The sequence below is a fragment of the Pseudomonas sp. HR1 genome (assembly GCF_030175875.1).
Classification (GTDB): Bacteria; Pseudomonadota; Gammaproteobacteria; order Pseudomonadales; family Pseudomonadaceae; genus Chryseomonas; species Chryseomonas oryzihabitans.
Genome location: NZ_JASNRF010000003.1, coordinates 717,312 through 733,511, shown reverse-complemented (window position 1 = coordinate 733,511; position 16,200 = coordinate 717,312). Strand labels below are relative to the sequence as shown.

Annotated in this window: 11 protein-coding genes and 2 tRNA genes; 5 read left to right on the top strand and 8 right to left on the bottom strand. The window is 67.8% G+C overall.

Annotation, left to right across the window (positions count from 1 at the left end; all coding sequences use genetic code 11):
- Window positions 1-62: 62 nt before the first annotated feature.
- The 3 genes from QKY98_RS14800 to QKY98_RS14790 form a co-directional block, all read right to left on the bottom strand.
- Window positions 63-1,511, bottom strand: a complete 1,449-nt coding sequence (locus QKY98_RS14800) for an aldehyde dehydrogenase (RefSeq protein WP_284671142.1) — start codon at window positions 1,509-1,511, stop codon at window positions 63-65.
- Window positions 1,512-1,550: 39 nt separating this feature from the next.
- On the bottom strand, window positions 1,551-2,381 hold the full coding sequence (locus tag QKY98_RS14795) for a p-hydroxycinnamoyl CoA hydratase/lyase (protein WP_007159065.1): 831 nt from the start codon (window positions 2,379-2,381) through the stop codon (window positions 1,551-1,553).
- 106 nt (window positions 2,382-2,487) lie between these two features.
- On the bottom strand, window positions 2,488-3,831 hold the full coding sequence (locus tag QKY98_RS14790) for an MFS transporter (protein WP_284671141.1): 1,344 nt from the start codon (window positions 3,829-3,831) through the stop codon (window positions 2,488-2,490).
- 378 nt (window positions 3,832-4,209) lie between these two features.
- Between QKY98_RS14790 and QKY98_RS14785 the strand changes: the two genes are divergently transcribed.
- Window positions 4,210-5,268, top strand: coding sequence for an aromatic ring-hydroxylating dioxygenase subunit alpha (locus tag QKY98_RS14785; RefSeq protein WP_267397879.1), 1,059 nt, complete (start codon window positions 4,210-4,212; stop codon window positions 5,266-5,268).
- Window positions 5,269-5,278: 10 nt separating this feature from the next.
- Window positions 5,279-6,232, top strand: a complete 954-nt coding sequence (locus QKY98_RS14780) for a PDR/VanB family oxidoreductase (RefSeq protein WP_267397881.1) — start codon at window positions 5,279-5,281, stop codon at window positions 6,230-6,232.
- Between the two features lie 63 nt (window positions 6,233-6,295).
- Here the strand turns inward: QKY98_RS14780 and QKY98_RS14775 are convergent, their stop codons facing one another.
- Together QKY98_RS14775 and QKY98_RS14770 are read right to left on the bottom strand one after the other, a co-directional pair.
- Window positions 6,296-7,003: a GntR family transcriptional regulator gene (locus tag QKY98_RS14775; RefSeq protein WP_027596840.1), complete on the bottom strand. Its 708-nt coding sequence runs from the start codon at window positions 7,001-7,003 to the stop codon at window positions 6,296-6,298.
- Window positions 7,000-7,905, bottom strand: coding sequence for a LysR substrate-binding domain-containing protein (locus QKY98_RS14770; RefSeq protein WP_027596841.1), 906 nt, complete (start codon window positions 7,903-7,905; stop codon window positions 7,000-7,002). Before QKY98_RS14770 ends, QKY98_RS14775 begins: the two co-directional genes overlap by 4 nt.
- A 151-nt stretch (window positions 7,906-8,056) precedes the next feature.
- On the opposite strand from QKY98_RS14770, the gene ydiJ reads away from it, so the two are divergent.
- Window positions 8,057-11,086: a D-2-hydroxyglutarate dehydrogenase YdiJ gene (gene ydiJ / locus QKY98_RS14765; protein WP_284671189.1), complete on the top strand. Its 3,030-nt coding sequence runs from the start codon at window positions 8,057-8,059 to the stop codon at window positions 11,084-11,086.
- Between the two features lie 338 nt (window positions 11,087-11,424).
- Here ydiJ and QKY98_RS14760 read toward each other — a convergent pair.
- Both QKY98_RS14760 and QKY98_RS14755 read right to left on the bottom strand, forming a co-directional pair.
- Window positions 11,425-11,501, bottom strand: a tRNA-Asp gene (locus tag QKY98_RS14760).
- A gap of 13 nt (window positions 11,502-11,514) precedes the next feature.
- Window positions 11,515-11,590 (bottom strand) — tRNA-Val (locus QKY98_RS14755).
- 210 nt (window positions 11,591-11,800) lie between these two features.
- Here QKY98_RS14755 and rdgC point away from each other — a divergent pair.
- Both rdgC and QKY98_RS14745 read left to right on the top strand, forming a co-directional pair.
- The gene (gene rdgC / locus QKY98_RS14750) at window positions 11,801-12,721 is read left to right on the top strand and encodes a recombination-associated protein RdgC (RefSeq protein ID WP_007159072.1); all 921 of its coding nucleotides are present in this window, start codon (window positions 11,801-11,803) and stop codon (window positions 12,719-12,721) included.
- A gap of 60 nt (window positions 12,722-12,781) precedes the next feature.
- Window positions 12,782-13,723 carry a bile acid:sodium symporter family protein gene (locus QKY98_RS14745; protein ID WP_169854170.1) on the top strand — a complete coding sequence of 314 codons (942 nt, stop codon included), beginning with the start codon at window positions 12,782-12,784 and terminating at the stop codon, window positions 13,721-13,723.
- Here the strand turns inward: QKY98_RS14745 and QKY98_RS14740 are convergent.
- The gene (locus QKY98_RS14740; RefSeq protein ID WP_284671140.1) at window positions 13,673-16,129 is read right to left on the bottom strand and encodes a putative bifunctional diguanylate cyclase/phosphodiesterase; all 2,457 of its coding nucleotides are present in this window, start codon (window positions 16,127-16,129) and stop codon (window positions 13,673-13,675) included. The two genes, QKY98_RS14745 and QKY98_RS14740, sit on opposite strands and share 51 nt — an antisense overlap.
- Between the last annotated feature and the right edge of the window lie 71 nt (window positions 16,130-16,200).

The window sequence follows — 16,200 nt, the reverse complement described above, 5'->3', positions numbered from 1 at the left end:
CTGGGCTGGCGCCCGGAGGCGCCTCTTATTGTTGTTGCAACAGGAGCTAGGGACTGCGGACGCTAGATCGGGTAGTGACGTGGCCCCGTCTGCAGCGTCACCCAGCGCAACTGGGTGAAGTGGTCGATGGAGACGCGCGAACCGAAGCTGCCGTAGCCACTGGACTTGACGCCGCCGAAGGGCATCTGCGCCTCGTCGTGCACCGTGGGGCCATTGATGTGGCAAATGCCGCTCTCCACCCGCTGGGCCAGCGCCAGGGCGCGGGCGGTGTCGCGGCTGAAGATGGCGGACGAGAGACCGAATTCGGAATCGTTGGCCAGGCGCAGCAGGGCTTCGTCGCCCTCGGCACGGATCACCACCGCGACCGGTCCGAAGGATTCCTCGGCATAGAGCTGCATCTCGGCGGTGACGCCATCCAGCAGGGTCGGCTGGAGGATGCTGCCGTCGAGCTGGCCACCACAGACCAGCCGGGCGCCCTTGCCCACGGCGTCGTCGATCATGGCCTTGATGCGGGTGCCGGCGCTGGCGTCGATCAACGAGCCCAGCACCGAGTCGGCTGCACTGGGATCACCCGCCTTGAGAGTGCGCACCTTGGCCGCCAGGCGCTCGACAAAGGCGTCGGCGATGCGGCTGTCGACCAGCAGGCGCTCGGTGGACATACAGATCTGCCCCTGGTTGAAGTAGGCGCCAAAGGCTGCCGCGGCGACCGCGGCATCCAGGTCGGCGTCTTCCAGCACCAGCAGCGGCGCCTTGCCGCCCAGTTCCAGCACGGCGGGCTTCAGATGGCGCGCCGACAGCTCGCCAACGATGCGACCGACCCGGGTGGAGCCGGTGAAGTTGACCCGCCGCACCGCCGGGTTGGCGATCAGCCGTTCGACGATGGCCGGGGCATCCTCCGGGGCGTTGGTGACCACATTGACCACGCCGTCGCCCAGCCCGGCGTCCTGCAGCACCTGGCCGATCAGCCGGTGCACGCCCGGACTCTGTTCGGAGGCCTTGAGCACCACGGTGTTGCCGCAGGCCAGCGGCATGGCCAGGGCGCGGGTCCCCAGGATCACCGGCGCGTTCCAGGGCGCGATACCCAGCACCACGCCACAGGGCTGGCGCAAGGCCATGGCGAAGCTGCCGGGAACGTCGGAAGGGATGACTTCGCCCTGGATCTGGGTGGTCATGGCCGCCGCCTCGCGCAGCATGTTGGCGGCCAGGTGGACATTGAAGCCGTACCAGTTGGCCATGGCCCCGGTCTCCCCGGCCAGGGCGACGAATTCGCCACTGCGCGCCGCCAGGCCATCGGCTGCCGCCAGCAAACGGCGGCGGCGCTCGCCCGGCGGCAACGCGGCCCAGGCGGGAAAGGCGGCCTGGGCCGCAGCCACCGCGGCGTCGGCATCGTCCAGGGTGGCGGCGGCCACCGTGGAGACCACCGCGCCAGTCACCGGATGGCAACGCTGATAGCTGCGACCGTCGCCGGCCGGGCGGCTGGCGCCGCCGATGAGCAGGGATACCTCGACCATGACGCTACCTCTTGTTGTTGTATGTGGGGCGGTGGCGATCTAGCGCTTGTAGGTCTGCAGACCGGGCTTGATGCTCTTGTCGTCGAGGAACTGCTTCATGCCCTGCTCGCGACCGCCTTCCGGATCCTGCAGGCGCGACTGGTCGAGCTTGGCATAGAGGTAGTCCTCGTTCTGCTCCCAGGTCAGTTCGCGGCAGCGCTTGAAGCCGACCTTGGCGGCGCGCAGCACCACCGGATTCTTGTCCAGCAGCTCGCGGGCCAGGGCGGTGGTCACCTCGCGCAACTGGTCGCGCGGCACGCTCTGGTTGACCAGGCCCATGGCCGCGGCCTCGGGACCGCTGAAGGTCTTGCCGGTCATCACATAGTAGAGGGCGGTGCGATGGCCCACGGTATCGGCCAGGGCCTTGCTCACCAGGTTGCCCGGCGGGATGCCCCAGTTGATCTCGGACAGGCCGAAGGTGGCCTCGTCGGCGGTGATGGCCAGGTCGCAGGCCACCAGCGGACTGAAGCCGCCGCCAAAGCACCAGCCGTTGACCATGGCGATGGTCGGCTTGGCGTACATGCGCAACAGCTTCCACTGCCACTGGGAGGCTTCGCGGCGAATCTTTTCCTGCAGGATCTCCGGGCCGGCATCGGTCTCGCGGAAGTATTCCTTGAGGTCCATGCCCGCGGTCCAGGCCTCGCCGGCACCGGTCAGCACCAGCACGCCGGCACTGGCGTCCTGCTCCAGGGTCTCCAGCACCTCGACCATCTCGCGGTTGAGGGTGGGGCTCATGGCATTGCGTTTTTCCGGACGATTGAGCGTCACCCAGGCGATACCGTCCTCGATGTCCACTTTGACCGTCTGCCAGCGTCCGTCGTAACTGCCCATGGCGTGTGCCTCTTGTTGTTGGGTGGGTATGACACTGAAGCTACGCCAGGGAATTAGTTAAGTCAATTAACTATTTTTGGCAAAACGATGACCCTGCCAAAAGCGGTTAGCCCAGCGCCTTGCTCGCCGATACGCTCAGGCCCGCTGACGTCGGCCGTCCTTCGGGGCGGGTCAGCAGGAGCAGCAGCCCCGCCGCGACGAAGACGCCAGCAAAGACCAGGTACAGCCGCAGCGGCGGCCACCCATGGTCGAGGAGCAGTCCTGCCACCACCGGCGAGAGAATGGCGCCCAGGCGACCAATCCCGATACCCCAGCCCACCCCGGTGGCGCGCACCTCGGCGGCATAGGCCAGTGCCGGCAGCGCATAGAGTCCGGCGACGCAGCCATTGGCAAAGAGCCCGATCAGCAGGCCCATGGCCAGGGCGCCCAGGTAGGAACTGCCCATATGGGCGAAGGCCACCAGCAGCAGCGCGGTGGTCAGCATGAAGCCGCCCAGCGCCCGGGACAGCGGCAGGCGAGCGAACAGCAGACCCACCAGGGCGGCGCCAAAGATGCCGCCCACGCTCAGCAGCACGCCACCGGCCACCCCCTGCTGCTCGGAAAGCCCCAGGGTGGTCAGCAGCTTCGGCGTCCAGCTCATGATGAAGTAGAAGCCGAACATGGCCAGAAAGAACAGCGTCCACACCAGCAGGGTGGTCCGCCGCAAGGCCGGAGCCAGCAGCCGGCCAACGGTGCCGGCGGCGCCGGGGCTTGCCACCTGCGGTGGCAGCGCGGCGAGCTCGGGCTGCCCGAGTCGCCGGGCCAGGCGATTGACCTGTACCAGGGCCCCGAACGGCCGCCGCGTGAGCAGAAAATCCAGCGATTCCGGCAGACCAAGGAGCACCAGTGGCAGGGCGCCCAGGGTGATGAGGCCACCCGCGCCGAAGACCGCGCGCCAGCCCCAGTGCGACAGCAGCCAGACCGCCAGCAAGCCACCCAGGGTCGCTCCCAGCGCATAGCCCATGCCCTGCAAGCTGACCGCCAGGCCCCGCCAGCGGCGCGCCGAATATTCGCTGGCGATCACGTTGCTGCTGGCCAGCACTCCCCCCACGCCCAAGCCGGTAAGGCCGCGCAGCAGTGCCAGTTGCAGCGGCGACCCCGCCAGCGCCGAGAGCAACATGCCGCTCCCCGAGAGCAGCAGGCAGACCAGGATCAGCCGGCGGCGCCCCCAGCGATCGGCCAGCGGCGCCAGCAGCAGCGAACCGGCCGCCATGCCGACCAGGCCGGCGCTGAGCAGCAGCCCGACCTGAGCACCGGAGAGTCCCCACTCGCGGGAAACCGAGGCCGCGGTAAAGGCCATCACCAGCACATCGAAGCCATCGATCATGTTGAGCAGGATGCACACCAGCACGGCCAGGTACTGGAAGCCGCGCATGGGCCCCCGGTCGACGATCTCGCGCAGATCGGTCATAGCCCACCTCGCGCAACGAACAGGTGACGGCGACCGCGCGGGACGCGCCCGGGATTGGACGGAAAGACAGCGAGGCGTACTGACATGGCGAGCATCCTTGGGTTCTTGTTGTTGGAATCTCAGCCCGCTAACGCTGGCAAATATGGATCCAATCCACAAGATGCCGCTTTCCAATCGAATCCAGGCGCCAGCCTCTGTCCTGCCCGGAAAGCGCTGGCCGATCAAGGCTATTCCCTTCCCTTAAGGCCCAGATCACTGGCCAATTACTGGGCGATTATCGAGCAGCAATCGCCCTCGACGACCTGGCAGCCGCATTGACACCCCTAAAGACCTCAATCGATTATTGGATCCAATACACAACAACAAGAGGTCTCGTTCATGTACCCGAAGAACGCCTGGTACGTCGCCTGCACCCCCGACGAAGTGCAGGACAAGCCCCTGGGCCGCCAGATCTGTGGCGAACCCCTGGTCTTCTATCGTGACGCCAAGGGCCAGGTGGTGGCCCTGGAAGACTTCTGTCCGCACCGCGGCGCGCCGCTGTCCCTGGGCTTCGTCCGCGACGGCACCCTGGTCTGCGGCTATCACGGCCTGGAGATGGGCTGCGGCGGCAAGACCCTGGGCATGCCGGGGCAGCGGGTCGGCGTCTTTCCCGCGGTGCGCCCCTATGCCGCCGTCGAGCGGCACGGCTTCGTCTGGGTCTGGCCGGGCGACCAGGCCAAGGCCGATCCCGCGCTGATCCCCCACCTGGAATGGGCCGAGAGCCCGGACTGGGCCTATGGTGGCGGCCTCTATCACATCCAGTGCGACTACCGCCTGATGATCGACAATCTCATGGATCTCACCCACGAGACCTATGTCCACGCCTCCAGCATCGGCCAGAAGGAGATCGACGAGGCGCCGCCGGCCACCCGCGTCGAAGGCGACGAGGTCATCACCAGCCGGCACATGGAAAACATCTCCGCCCCGCCCTTCTGGCGCATGGCCCTGCGCGGCAACGGCCTGGCCGATGACGTCCCGGTGGATCGCTGGCAGATCTGCCGCTTCACCCCGCCCAGCCACGTCATGATCGAGGTAGGCGTGGCCCATGCCGGCCATGGCGGCTACGACGCCCCGGCGGCGGTCAAGGCCGCCAGCGTGGTGGTGGACTTCATCACCCCTGAGACCGAGACCTCCATCTGGTACTTCTGGGGCATGGCGCGCAACTTCAAGCCGGACGATGCCGAGCTCACCGCCAGCATCCGCGAGGGCCAGGGCAAGATCTTCGGCGAAGACCTAGAGATGCTCGAACGCCAGCAGCAGAACCTCCTGCGCTATCCCGAGCGCGGCCTGCTCAAGCTCAACATCGACGCCGGCGGCGTGCAGTCGCGGCAGATCATCGACCGCCTGCTGGCCGCCGAACAGGCCGCCACCGGCATCCCGGTCCGGCAGATCGCCTAGGAGACCTCCCATGCTCGACCTGATCGTCACCGCCGTGCAGCGCGAGGCGCCCACCATCCTGGCCTTCGACCTGGCCCGCGCCGACGGCGGCCCCCTGCCCGGCTTCGCCGCCGGCGCCCATCTGGAGATCGCCCTGGGCGACGGCCTGCTGCGCCACTATTCGCTGTGCGCCACGCCCGAACCCGCCCCGACCCGCTATCGCATCGCCGTGCTGCGCGTCCCCGACTCCCGCGGCGGCTCCCAGGCCATGCATCGCCTGCAGGTGGGCGATCGCCTGCTGGTCAGCGAGCCGCGCAATCTGTTCGCCCTGGTGCCGAGCGCGCGCCGCACCCAGCTGCTGGCCGGAGGCATCGGCATCACCCCCCTCCTGGCCATGGCCGAGCAGCTCTATCAGCAGGGCGCGCGTTTCACCCTGCGCTATCTGGTGCGCGACCGCGAACACGCGGCCTTTATCCCCTGGCTCAAGGCGCGACCCTATGCCGAGCAGGTCAGGGTGCATTTCGACCAGCACGATCCGGCGCTGAGACCCAACTTCCAGCACCTGCTCGGCCCGGCGGCGCCGGACGACCACCTCTATGTCTGCGGCCCGGCCGGCTTCATGGCCGCGGTGGTGGACGCCGCCCAGGCCCAGGGCTGGCAACCCGGCCAGATCCATCGGGAGTATTTCGCCGCCGATCCCGCCGCCCAGGGCGAGCAGCGCCCCTTCGAGGTGGAACTGGCGCGCAGCGGGCGCCGCGTGCAGGTACCGGCCGAGCGCAGCGTGGTCGAGGTCCTGGCCGATATGGGGGTCGTCCTGCCGGTGTCCTGTGGTCAGGGCCTCTGCGGCACCTGCCTGACCCCGGTGCTGGCGGGCGAACCCGAGCACCGCGACCTCTTTCTCTCCGCGGCCGAGCACGCCGCCAACGACCGCTTCACCCCCTGCTGCTCCCGCGCCAAGGGCGAGCGGCTGGTGCTGGATCTCTGACGACCCGAGCCCACCTAGCCTCCCCCTCTCCCCCTGGGAGAGGGCCGGGGTGAGGGAACCGGCCTACACCAACACCCGCACCGCCCCCGCCTCCCCCTCTTCCCCACCGAACCAGCGTGCATAGCCCAGGGTCGCCTGGGCGTGCTCGCGCATGATGCCCTCGGCACGGGCGCCCTGGCCGCGCACCAGGGCATCGAAGACCGCATGGTGCTGCAGATGGGCGAAGTTGAAGCGGCGGTATTCGCGCTCGAGATTGTCGGCATCCACCGCCAGCGCGCTCACCGAGGCGAAGGGCAGATGCTCGTGGCGGCCCAGGGCCAGGCCGATGGCCGGATTGCCGCTGGCCGCGACGATGGCCTGGTGAAAGGCCCGGTTGAGATCGTGGTACTCCTCCAGATCCTCCAGCAGCACATGCCCCTTGGCGAACAGCAGATCGCCCCGGCGCAGGCAGTCTTCCAGCCGGGCGCGCGTCGGCGCGTCCAGGCCACGCTCGGCGGCCTGGCGCGCGGCCAGGCCCTCCAGCACCCCGCGCACTTCCACGGCGCCCTCCAGATCGGCACCGGTCAGCGCCCGCACCTGATAGCCGCGGGCACCGCTGCGCTCCAGCAGGCCTTCCTCGGCCAGGGTGCGCAGGGCCAGGCGCACCGGCATGCGCGACACGGCAAAGCGTTCGGCGGTGGGAATCTCCGCCAGGCGTTCGCCCGCGCCCAGTTCGCCGGACAGGATCATCTGCCGCAGCGCGGCCAGTACCCGCTGTCCCGGCTTGCTCATGGCTGTCCCTCTCCTTCATTGATCTCGGCCAGCAGCCACTGCCGAAAGGCCTGCAGCGACGGCAGCCCCTCGTTGCGCGGCGGATAGACCAGGTAATAGCTGCGGCGACTGACCAGCGCCGGCCCACAGGCCAGCAACTCGCCCTGGGCCAGTTCGTCCTCCACCAGTACCCGCGGCACCAGGCCGATGCCGATGCCGGCGCGTACCGCCTGGATCAGGTGCGAGGTCAGCTCGAAACTCGGCCCCGGGCGCATCGCCCGATGCGGCAGCTCGTGATGCCGGAACCATTCGCCCCAGGCCTGGGGATTGTTGGCCACGCCCAGCAGCAGCTGGTCGGCCAGGGTGGCAGGCGTGGCGTCCGGCAATTCCGCCAGGGTCGCCGGGCTGGCGATCACCACCAGGTGCTCGGCTTGCAGCGGATGGGCACGGAGCCCCGGCCAGTCCCCGCTGCCGACGCTGATGGCGGCATCGATCTCGCTGGCGGCGAAGTCCACCGCCTGGATGCGCGAATGCAGGTGCACCAGCATGCCGGGGTGGGCGGCATAGAAGTCGCCTAGGCGCGGCAGCAGCCACTTGGAACCAAAGGTCGGCAGCACCGCCAGGCGCAGGGTGCCCTGGCCGGAGGCGAAGGCCATGGCCTGCAAGGTGGCGCTGCGGATCTGCCCCAGGGCCAGGCCCAGTTCGCGACTGTAGGCGCGACCGACATCGGTAAGGACGATCTGCCGCCCCTCGCGGCGAAACAGCGTCAATCCCAGCAACTGTTCCAGGGCCTGCACCTGGCGACCGACGGCGCTCTGGGTCAGCGACAGCTCCTCGGCCGCCCGGGTATAGCTCTCATGGCGCGCCGCCGCCTCGAAAGCCAGCAGCAGCGACATGGAGGGCGTCAGGCGACGGTGATTCATTCAGGATCTTCCGGCATAGGCGGCGGAATCTTCGGTTGTGGCGCCGCCGCGCTGTGGTGAGAATGCCTACTATAGCCAGAAAAGGTCGACGCCATTCCTTCGCTCGCTGAAGGAGACGGCCGTCCGCCGCCAGAGAGCCCGCCTGATGAACATGATCGCCCGCCTGCCGGCCCCGGCGCCCCTTGCCGCCGCCTACACCGACTTCCTGACCACCCTGGCCGCCAGCGGCTTCCAGGGCGAGATCGCGCTGGATCATGCCAGCCGCACGGTCATGGCCACCGACAACTCCATCTACCAGCGCCTGCCCCAGGCGGCGGTCTTTCCCAAGGACAGCGCCGACGTCCAGCGCCTGGCCCGGCTGATGGGCGAGTCGCGCTTCCAGGGCGTGGTCCTGACCCCGCGCGGCGGCGGCACCGGCACCAACGGCCAGTCCCTGACCGACGGCATCGTAGTCGACCTCTCCCGCCACCTGAACCAGATCCTCGAGATCAACGTCGCCGAGGGCTGGGTGCGGGTGCAAGCAGGCGTGGTCAAGGACCAGCTCAACGCGGCGCTCCGGCCCCATGGCCTGTTCTTCGCCCCGGAGCTGTCCACCTCCAACCGCGCCACCATCGGCGGCATGATCAACACCGACGCCAGCGGCCAGGGCAGCGTGACCTACGGCAAGACCCGCAACCACGTGCTGGAGCTGGATGCCTACCTGATCGGCGGCGAGCGCTTGCAGAGTCGCCCGGTGGACAACGCCGAGCTGGACGCCCTCTGTGCTCGCGACGACCGCACCGGCGCCGTCTATCGCTGCGCGCGGGACATTGCCGAGCAGCAGGCCGAACTGATCGAGGCGCGCTTTCCCAAGCTCAATCGCTGCCTGACCGGCTACGACCTGGCGCACCTGATCGAGGCGGACGGCCGCTTCAACCTCAACAGCGTGCTCTGCGGCGCCGAGGGCTCCCTGGCCTTTATCGCCGAGGCCAAACTCAATGTCCTGCCGATTCCCAAGTATTCGGTGCTGGTCAACGTCCGCTACGCCAGCTTCATGGACGCCCTGCGCGACGCCCGCGCCCTGATCGAACTCAAGCCGCTGTCCATCGAGACGGTGGATTCCAAGGTGCTCCTGCTGGCCATGCAGGACATCGTCTGGCACAGCGTGGCGGAATATTTCCCCGAGGACGTCACGCGCCCCACCCTGGGCATCAACCTGGTGGAATTCAGCGGCGACGATCCCGAGGAAGTGGATGCCCGCGTCCAGGGCTTCCTCGAGCACCTGCGCCAGGATCCTACCGTCGAGCGCCTCGGCCACACCCTGGCCGTCGGCCGCAATGCCGTGACCCGGGTCTACACCATGCGCAAGCGCGCGGTGGGCCTGCTCGGCAACGTCCAGGGCGAGATCCGCCCGCAGCCCTTCGTCGAAGACACCGCGGTACCGCCCGAGCGGCTGGCCGACTTCATCGCCGAATTCCGCGCCCTGCTCGATGGCCACAACCTGCAATACGGCATGTTCGGCCACGTCGACGCCGGGGTGCTGCACGTGCGTCCGGCGCTGGATCTCAAGGACCCGCGCCAGGCGGCGCTGGTCCGGCCGATCTCCGACCAGGTGGCCGCCCTGACGCAGAAATACGGCGGCCTGCTCTGGGGCGAACACGGCAAGGGCGTGCGCTCGGAATACGCGCCGGCCTTCTTCGGTGACCTCTATCCGGCCCTGCAGGCGCTCAAGGGCGCCTTCGATCCGCACAACCAGCTCAATCCGGGCAAGATCGCCACCCCGCTCGCCAGCGGCGCCGAGTTGCTCAAGGTCGATGGCGTGACCCTCCGCGGCGAACTGGACCGCACCCTCGACGAGCGCGTCTGGCAGAGCTACGGCACCGCCATGCACTGCAACGGCAACGGCGCCTGCTACAACTACGATCCCGACGACGCCATGTGCCCGTCCTGGAAGGCCACCCGCCAGCGCATCCATTCGCCCAAGGGCCGCGCCGCCCTGATCCGCGAATGGCTGCGCCTGCAGGGCCAGGCCGGCATCGATGTCCTGGCCCCGGCGCCGCGCGGTGCGCTGAACTGGCTCAAGGCCCTGCCGCAGCGCTGGCGCAATGGCCGCCAAGCCGAGGCGGACTTCTCCCACGAAGTCTACGATGCCATGGCCGGTTGCCTGGCCTGCAAGTCCTGCGCGGGACAGTGCCCGATCAAGGTCAACGTCCCGGAATTCCGCTCGCGCTTTCTCGAGCTCTATCACCGTCGCTACCTGCGCCCGCTGCGCGACTACCTGATCGGCTCCCTGGAATTCAGCCTGCCGCTGTTCGCCCGGGCGCCCGGCCTGTACAACGCCGTGATGGGCGCGACGCCGATCCAGCGGCTGTTCGCCGAGCGCATCGGCATGGTCGACAGTCCCCTGCTCAGCCGCTTCGACCTGGTGCCGGTCATGCATCGGTGGCAGGTGCAGATCGCCACGCCGGAGCGGCTGCTGGCGCTGAGCGAGGACGAGCGCGCCAGGACCGTAGTGGTGGTACAGGATGCCTTCACCCGCTACTTCGAGACGCCGCTCACCGCCGCCTTCCTCGAACTGGCGGCCCGGCTGGGTCAGCGGGTGTTCCTCGCGCCCTATCGCGCCAACGGCAAGCCGCTGCAGGTGCAGGGTTTTCTCGGCGCCTTCGAGCGCACCGCACGGCGCAACGCCGCTCAACTCGCCAGCCTGGCCGGCTTCGGCGTCAAGCTGGTCGGCCTCGATCCGGCCATGACCCTGGTCTATCGCCAGGAATACGCCAAGGTCCCCGGCATCGCCCGGATGCCCGAGGTCCTGCTGCCCCAGGAATGGCTGCTACAGGTGTTGCCGAAAGAGCAGAAGGTGGTCGGCGACAAGGTCTATCGCCTGCTCGGCCATTGCACCGAGAAGACCAACGCCCCGGCCAGCGTCAGCCAGTGGCAGCAGGTGTTCGAACGCCTGGGCCTGGGCCTCAAGCTGGAAAGCACCGGCTGCTGCGGCATGTCCGGCACCTACGGCCACGAGGCACGCAACCTGGCGACCTCCAAGGTGATCTACGACCAGTCCTGGGCCCGCGCCCTGGCCGTCCCGGCGGACCAGGGCGAAGCCCTTGCTACCGGCTATTCCTGCCGCAGCCAGGTCAAGCGCATCGACGACCGCCGCCTGCGGCACCCGCTGGAAGCGGTGCTGGATGCGGTGCGGGGCTGAACGCTCCTGCCCTATCCCTGATCGCGGCCATGGGCCGCTCCTACAGCGGTATCCGTGCCTGTAGGAGCGGCCCATGGCCGCGATCAGAACCCTAATGCAGAAGCAGCCATATCGGCGGAGCACCGCGGCCATGATTAATCAGTAGCGTGGAAAACCGCGCAGCGTTTTCCACAGGCATGCGAACAGGCCTACGAGCAAAAACCCTCGACCCAAGCAAGCTACATAGAGAAGGAAAAACCCGAGAAAGCCCGACCAGATAAATCGCGCCCAAACGAAAAAGCGGCCACTAGGGCCGCTTCTCGATGGTTGCTGGCGTTCAGGACCAGACAACCTTTGAATGGCGCAGCGGACGGGACTCGAACCCGCGACCCCCGGCGTGACAGGCCGGTATTCTAACCGACTGAACTACCGCTGCGCATTACCTCGAGTGGTGGGTGATGACGGGATCGAACCGCCGACCCTCTGCTTGTAAGGCAGATGCTCTCCCAGCTGAGCTAATCACCCGTTTGCTCTCGAAGTGGGGCGCATTCTACGGACGGGTTTACGACCTGGCAACCCCTTTTTCAAAAAAATTTTCCCAGCACTTCCAAAGGCTTAGCGCTGCCCTCCGGCGCACCTAAGAAAGCGCGCATTCCCGACGACCATCGCGATCCGGGGTTGGCCTCCGGGGCGGGCGACGCGGATAATGCGCGCTTCGTTTTTGGGAGTGACACCATGTGGTTCCGTAATCTGCTCGTCTACCGTCTCACCCAGGAAGTCGCCTTCGAGACCGAAGCCCTCGAAGCCGCCCTCGCCGCCAAGCCGGCTCGTCCCTGCGCCAGCCAGGAATTGTCCACCTATGGATTCGTCGCCCCCTTCGGCAAGGGCCCGGACCTGCCGCTGGTGCACGAAAGCCAGGGCTTTTTCCTGATCGCCGCGCGCAAGGAAGAACGCATCCTGCCCAGCAGCGTGGTCAAGGAGGCCGTGCAGGAAAAGGTCGACGAGATCGAAAACCAGCAGATGCGCAAGGTCTACAAGAAGGAGAAGGAGCAGATCAAGGACGAGATCGTCCAGGCCTTCCTGCCGCGCGCCTTCATCCGGCGCCAGACCACCTATGCCGCCATCGATCCCAAGCAGGGCTGGATCCTGGTCGACGCCTCCAGCGCCAAGCGCGCCGAGGACCTGCTCTCCACCCTGCGCGATGCTCTGGGCTCGCTGCCGGTCCGCCCGCTGGGCGTCAAGCAGGCCCCCATGGCCACCTTCACCGACTGGGTCAAGGCCGGTGACGCCACCCATGGCCTCTACATCCTCGACGAGTGCGAACTGCGCGATGCCGGCGAAGACGGCGGCGTGGTGCGCTGCAAGGGTCAGGACCTCACCAGCGAAGAGATCCAGAACCACCTGGGCGCCGGCAAGCTGGTCACCAAGCTGGCCCTGGCCTGGCAGGACAAGCTGGCCCTGCTGCTGGACGACAAGGTCACCATCAAGCGCCTGAAGTTCGAGGACCTCCTGCAGGACCAGGCCGAACAGGACGGCGGCGAAGACGCCCTCGGCCAGCAGGACGCCAGCTTCGTGCTGATGATGATGACCCTGGCGGAATTCCTGCCACAGCTGATCGAAGCCCTGGGTGGTGAAGAATTGCCACAGGGGCTCTAAGCTCACCTCAAGGCCGGCGCAGACCGGCCTTTTTTCTGCCTATTGAAAAGGGAGTTTGCCATGCGTGCCCTGGCCGCCTTCAGCCGCTTCGTCGGCAATACCTTCGCCTTCTGGGTGCTGCTCGCCGCCCTGCTGGCGTTCTTCGCCCCCACGGTGTTCAAGCCGCTGAGCGTGGCCATCGTGCCGCTGCTGGGGGTGATCATGTTCGGCATGGGCCTGACGCTCAAGGTCGAGGATTTCGCCGCCGTCGGCCGTCACCCCTGGCGGGTGCTGCTGGGCGTGGTAGCCCACTTCGTCATCATGCCGGGCGTGGCCTGGGCGCTCTGTCAGCTGTTCCACCTGCCGCCGGAGATCGCCGTCGGCGTCATCCTGGTCGGCTGCTGCCCCAGCGGCACGGCGTCCAACGTCATGACCTGGCTGGCCAAGGGCGACCTGGCGCTTTCGGTGGCCATCGCCGCGGTGACCACCCTGCTCGCGCCCCTGCTGACCCCGGCGCTGATCTGGCTGCTGGCCTCCACCTGGCTGCCGATCTCCTTTGGCGGGCTGTTCTGGTCGATCCTGCAGGTGGTGCTGCTGCCCATCGCCCTGGGTCTGGTCGCCCAGCGTCTGCTCGGCCAGCGCGTCGGCGCCCTGGTCGAGGTGCTGCCGCTGGCTTCGGTGGTGAGCATCGTGGTGATCGTTGCCGCGGTGGTGGCCGCCAGCCAGGCGCGCATCGCGGAATCCGGGCTGCTGATCATGGCGGTGGTGATCCTGCACAACGGTTTCGGCTTCCTGCTCGGCTATCTCACCGGCAAGTTCTGCAAGCTTCCGGTGGCCCAGCGCAAATCCCTGGCACTGGAAGTCGGCATGCAGAATTCCGGGCTCGGCGCCGCCCTGGCCACGGCGCATTTCTCGCCGCTGGCCGCGGTCCCCAGCGCCCTGTTCAGCGTCTGGCACAACATCTCCGGGGCGCTACTGGCCACCCTCTTCCGCCGCTTCAAGGACGACGACGCGCGTCCCTGAAGTCTCGTGCCACACCTGCCGGAGCAGCGCCTGGCAGGTGTCCTCGGTGAAGGGCTGCGGCCGGGCGATGCCGTAGCCCTGGGCATAGTCGACCCCCAGGGCAGTCAGCGCCGCCACCACCGCCGGGTTCTCGGCGAACTCGGCGATGGTCTTCTTGCCGGTGAGATGGCCCAGCTGATTGATCGCCTCGACCATGGCGCTGTCCACGGCGTCTTCCAGCAGGTGGCGGACAAAGCTGCCGTCGATCTTCAGGTAGTCCACCGGCAGGTGCTTGAGGTAGGTGAAGGACGACATCCCGGCGCCGAAGTCGTCCAGCGAGAATCTCACCCCCAGGCCACGCAATTCGTCCATGAACAACCGCGCCGCATCCAGATTGGCCACGGCGCTGGTCTCGGTGATCTCGAAGCAGATGCGCGCCGGCGCGATCTGCCAGCGCTGCAGCTGCTGCCTGACGAAATCGGCCAGACCCGCCTCGCCCAGCGAGTGCCCGGACAGGTTGATGGCCAGGGTGTCGAGCAACCCGTCGGGCAGCTCGGCGAAGCGCGCCAGGGCCGCGGCGATCACCCAGCGATCCAGATCGGGCATCAGGCCATAACGCTCCGCGGCCGGGATGAAGGCGCCCGGCGCGATCAGCCGCTCGCCCTCTTCCAGTCGCATCAGCACCTCCACGTGGCGATCCGCGACGGTCTCCTGGCCCAGCCCCAGGATCGGCTGGAGATATAGCCGAAACCTGTCCTCGGCCAGCGCCCGGTGCAGGCGCTGCACCCAGGCCATCTCGCCATGGCGCTGATCCAGCTCCACATCGCCCGGGGCAAAGACCTGGATGCGATTGCGCCCCTTGTCCTTGGCCGCGTAGCAGGCCAGATCGGCCAGGCGCAGCGCCTCCTCGGGCGCCAGGGCCTGGCCTCCCAGGTGCACCACGCCGATGCTCAGGCCGACGCGAAAGCCCTGCCCGGCCGCTTCGAATTGCAGGCTACCGACGCAGCAGCGCAGGCGCTCGGCCACGGCCTCGACCTGCGCCGGCGTACGGCTTTCCAGCAGGACGCCGAATTCGTCGCCGCCCAGCCGCGCCAGGCAATCCTCTTCGCCCAGTTGCTGAGCGAGCAATTCGCACAGCTGGCGCAGCAGGCGATCGCCATGGAAATGCCCGGAGGTGTCGTTGACTATCTTGAACTGGTCCAGATCGATGAACAGCAGCGAGGCACAGGCCAGGTCCTCGCGGGCCAGCAGGCGCTCCAGCCGGGTCTCGAATTCGCGGCGATTGAGCAGCCCGGTCAGGGCATCGTGACTGGCCTGCCAGGCCAGATCATGCAGAAAGGCGCGCTCGCGGGTCTGGTCGTGCATCACCAGCACCACCCCGGTGCCGGACTCGCCCCGCGGCAGGGGGGTCACCGTCAGGGCCACCGGCACCCGGGTGCCGTCGATACGCACCAGCTGATGCGCCAGGGGCTCGTTGCCCGCCAGCCAGTCCTGACTGCGCAGGCGTTCGGCCAGCGGCTGGGTCGACGCCGGCTGGTCCTCGGTCTGGATGTCGAACAGGTGGGTGACGGGCGTACCCGCCGCCAGCCCCGGCCACGCCAGCAGGCGCTCCGCGGCCGGGTTGTGATAGAGCAGCCGACCCTGGGCATTCAGCGCCAGCACGGCATCGCCCAGGGACGCCAGGATGACCTGGATATGTTCCTTTTCGGCCTGCAGCGCCTGCTCGGAGCGCCAGCGCTGTTGCACCAGGCTGTGCATGCGCCAGATGGCCAGGAGCACCAGCAAGGCGCCGACCAGGACGTTGGCGATGAACAGGGCCGCCACCAGCTGCCGCGACGCCACCCCCAGGCGCTCCGAGAAGGCCACCGTTTCCGGCATCATCCGGTCGTGCAGGTCCAGCAGCTGGCGTTTCAGCGGAATCAGCGCCGGTCCCGGTCCCCGCAGCTTGATCAACTCGAAGCCGGTGCGGGCCAGGGCCTGGAATTCGTCCATGTAGGGATCGGTGATCTGCCAGCGGGCGATCACCCCTTCGAAGGGTTCCACATGTCGAGCCATCTGGAAGAGCGCGATGAGGCCATCGATGTCGTCCGGGCTGTTGCCTGCCAGGCGCAGCAGCCGCGCCGCTTCGGCCCGGTCGCCGGCACTATCGAGTTCCTGCCGCGCCGCCCGGTCGAGGTCGTTGACGCTGATGGACGCGAGGTAGGCGTGATAGAACTCGGGCCGCCCCTCGTCCAGGTAGGCGCCGAGCGCCAGCATGGCGTTGCCGAGGCTCTTGCTCCACAGGCTTTCCGCGGACACATAGGCGCGCACCGTCGACAGCAGCTGCAGGCTGACGATGGCGACCAGCGCCTGGCAGGACAGGATGATGACGAAGGGCCAGACGACCCGCAGCGTGCGCAGCGCAGAGGAAGACGACAGTGAAGACATACAGCGATCCGCAAAAGGAGACGGGCGAATTCTTGCCATTGAGCAGGCATGTCGGCCGTTTCGCGGAAAAC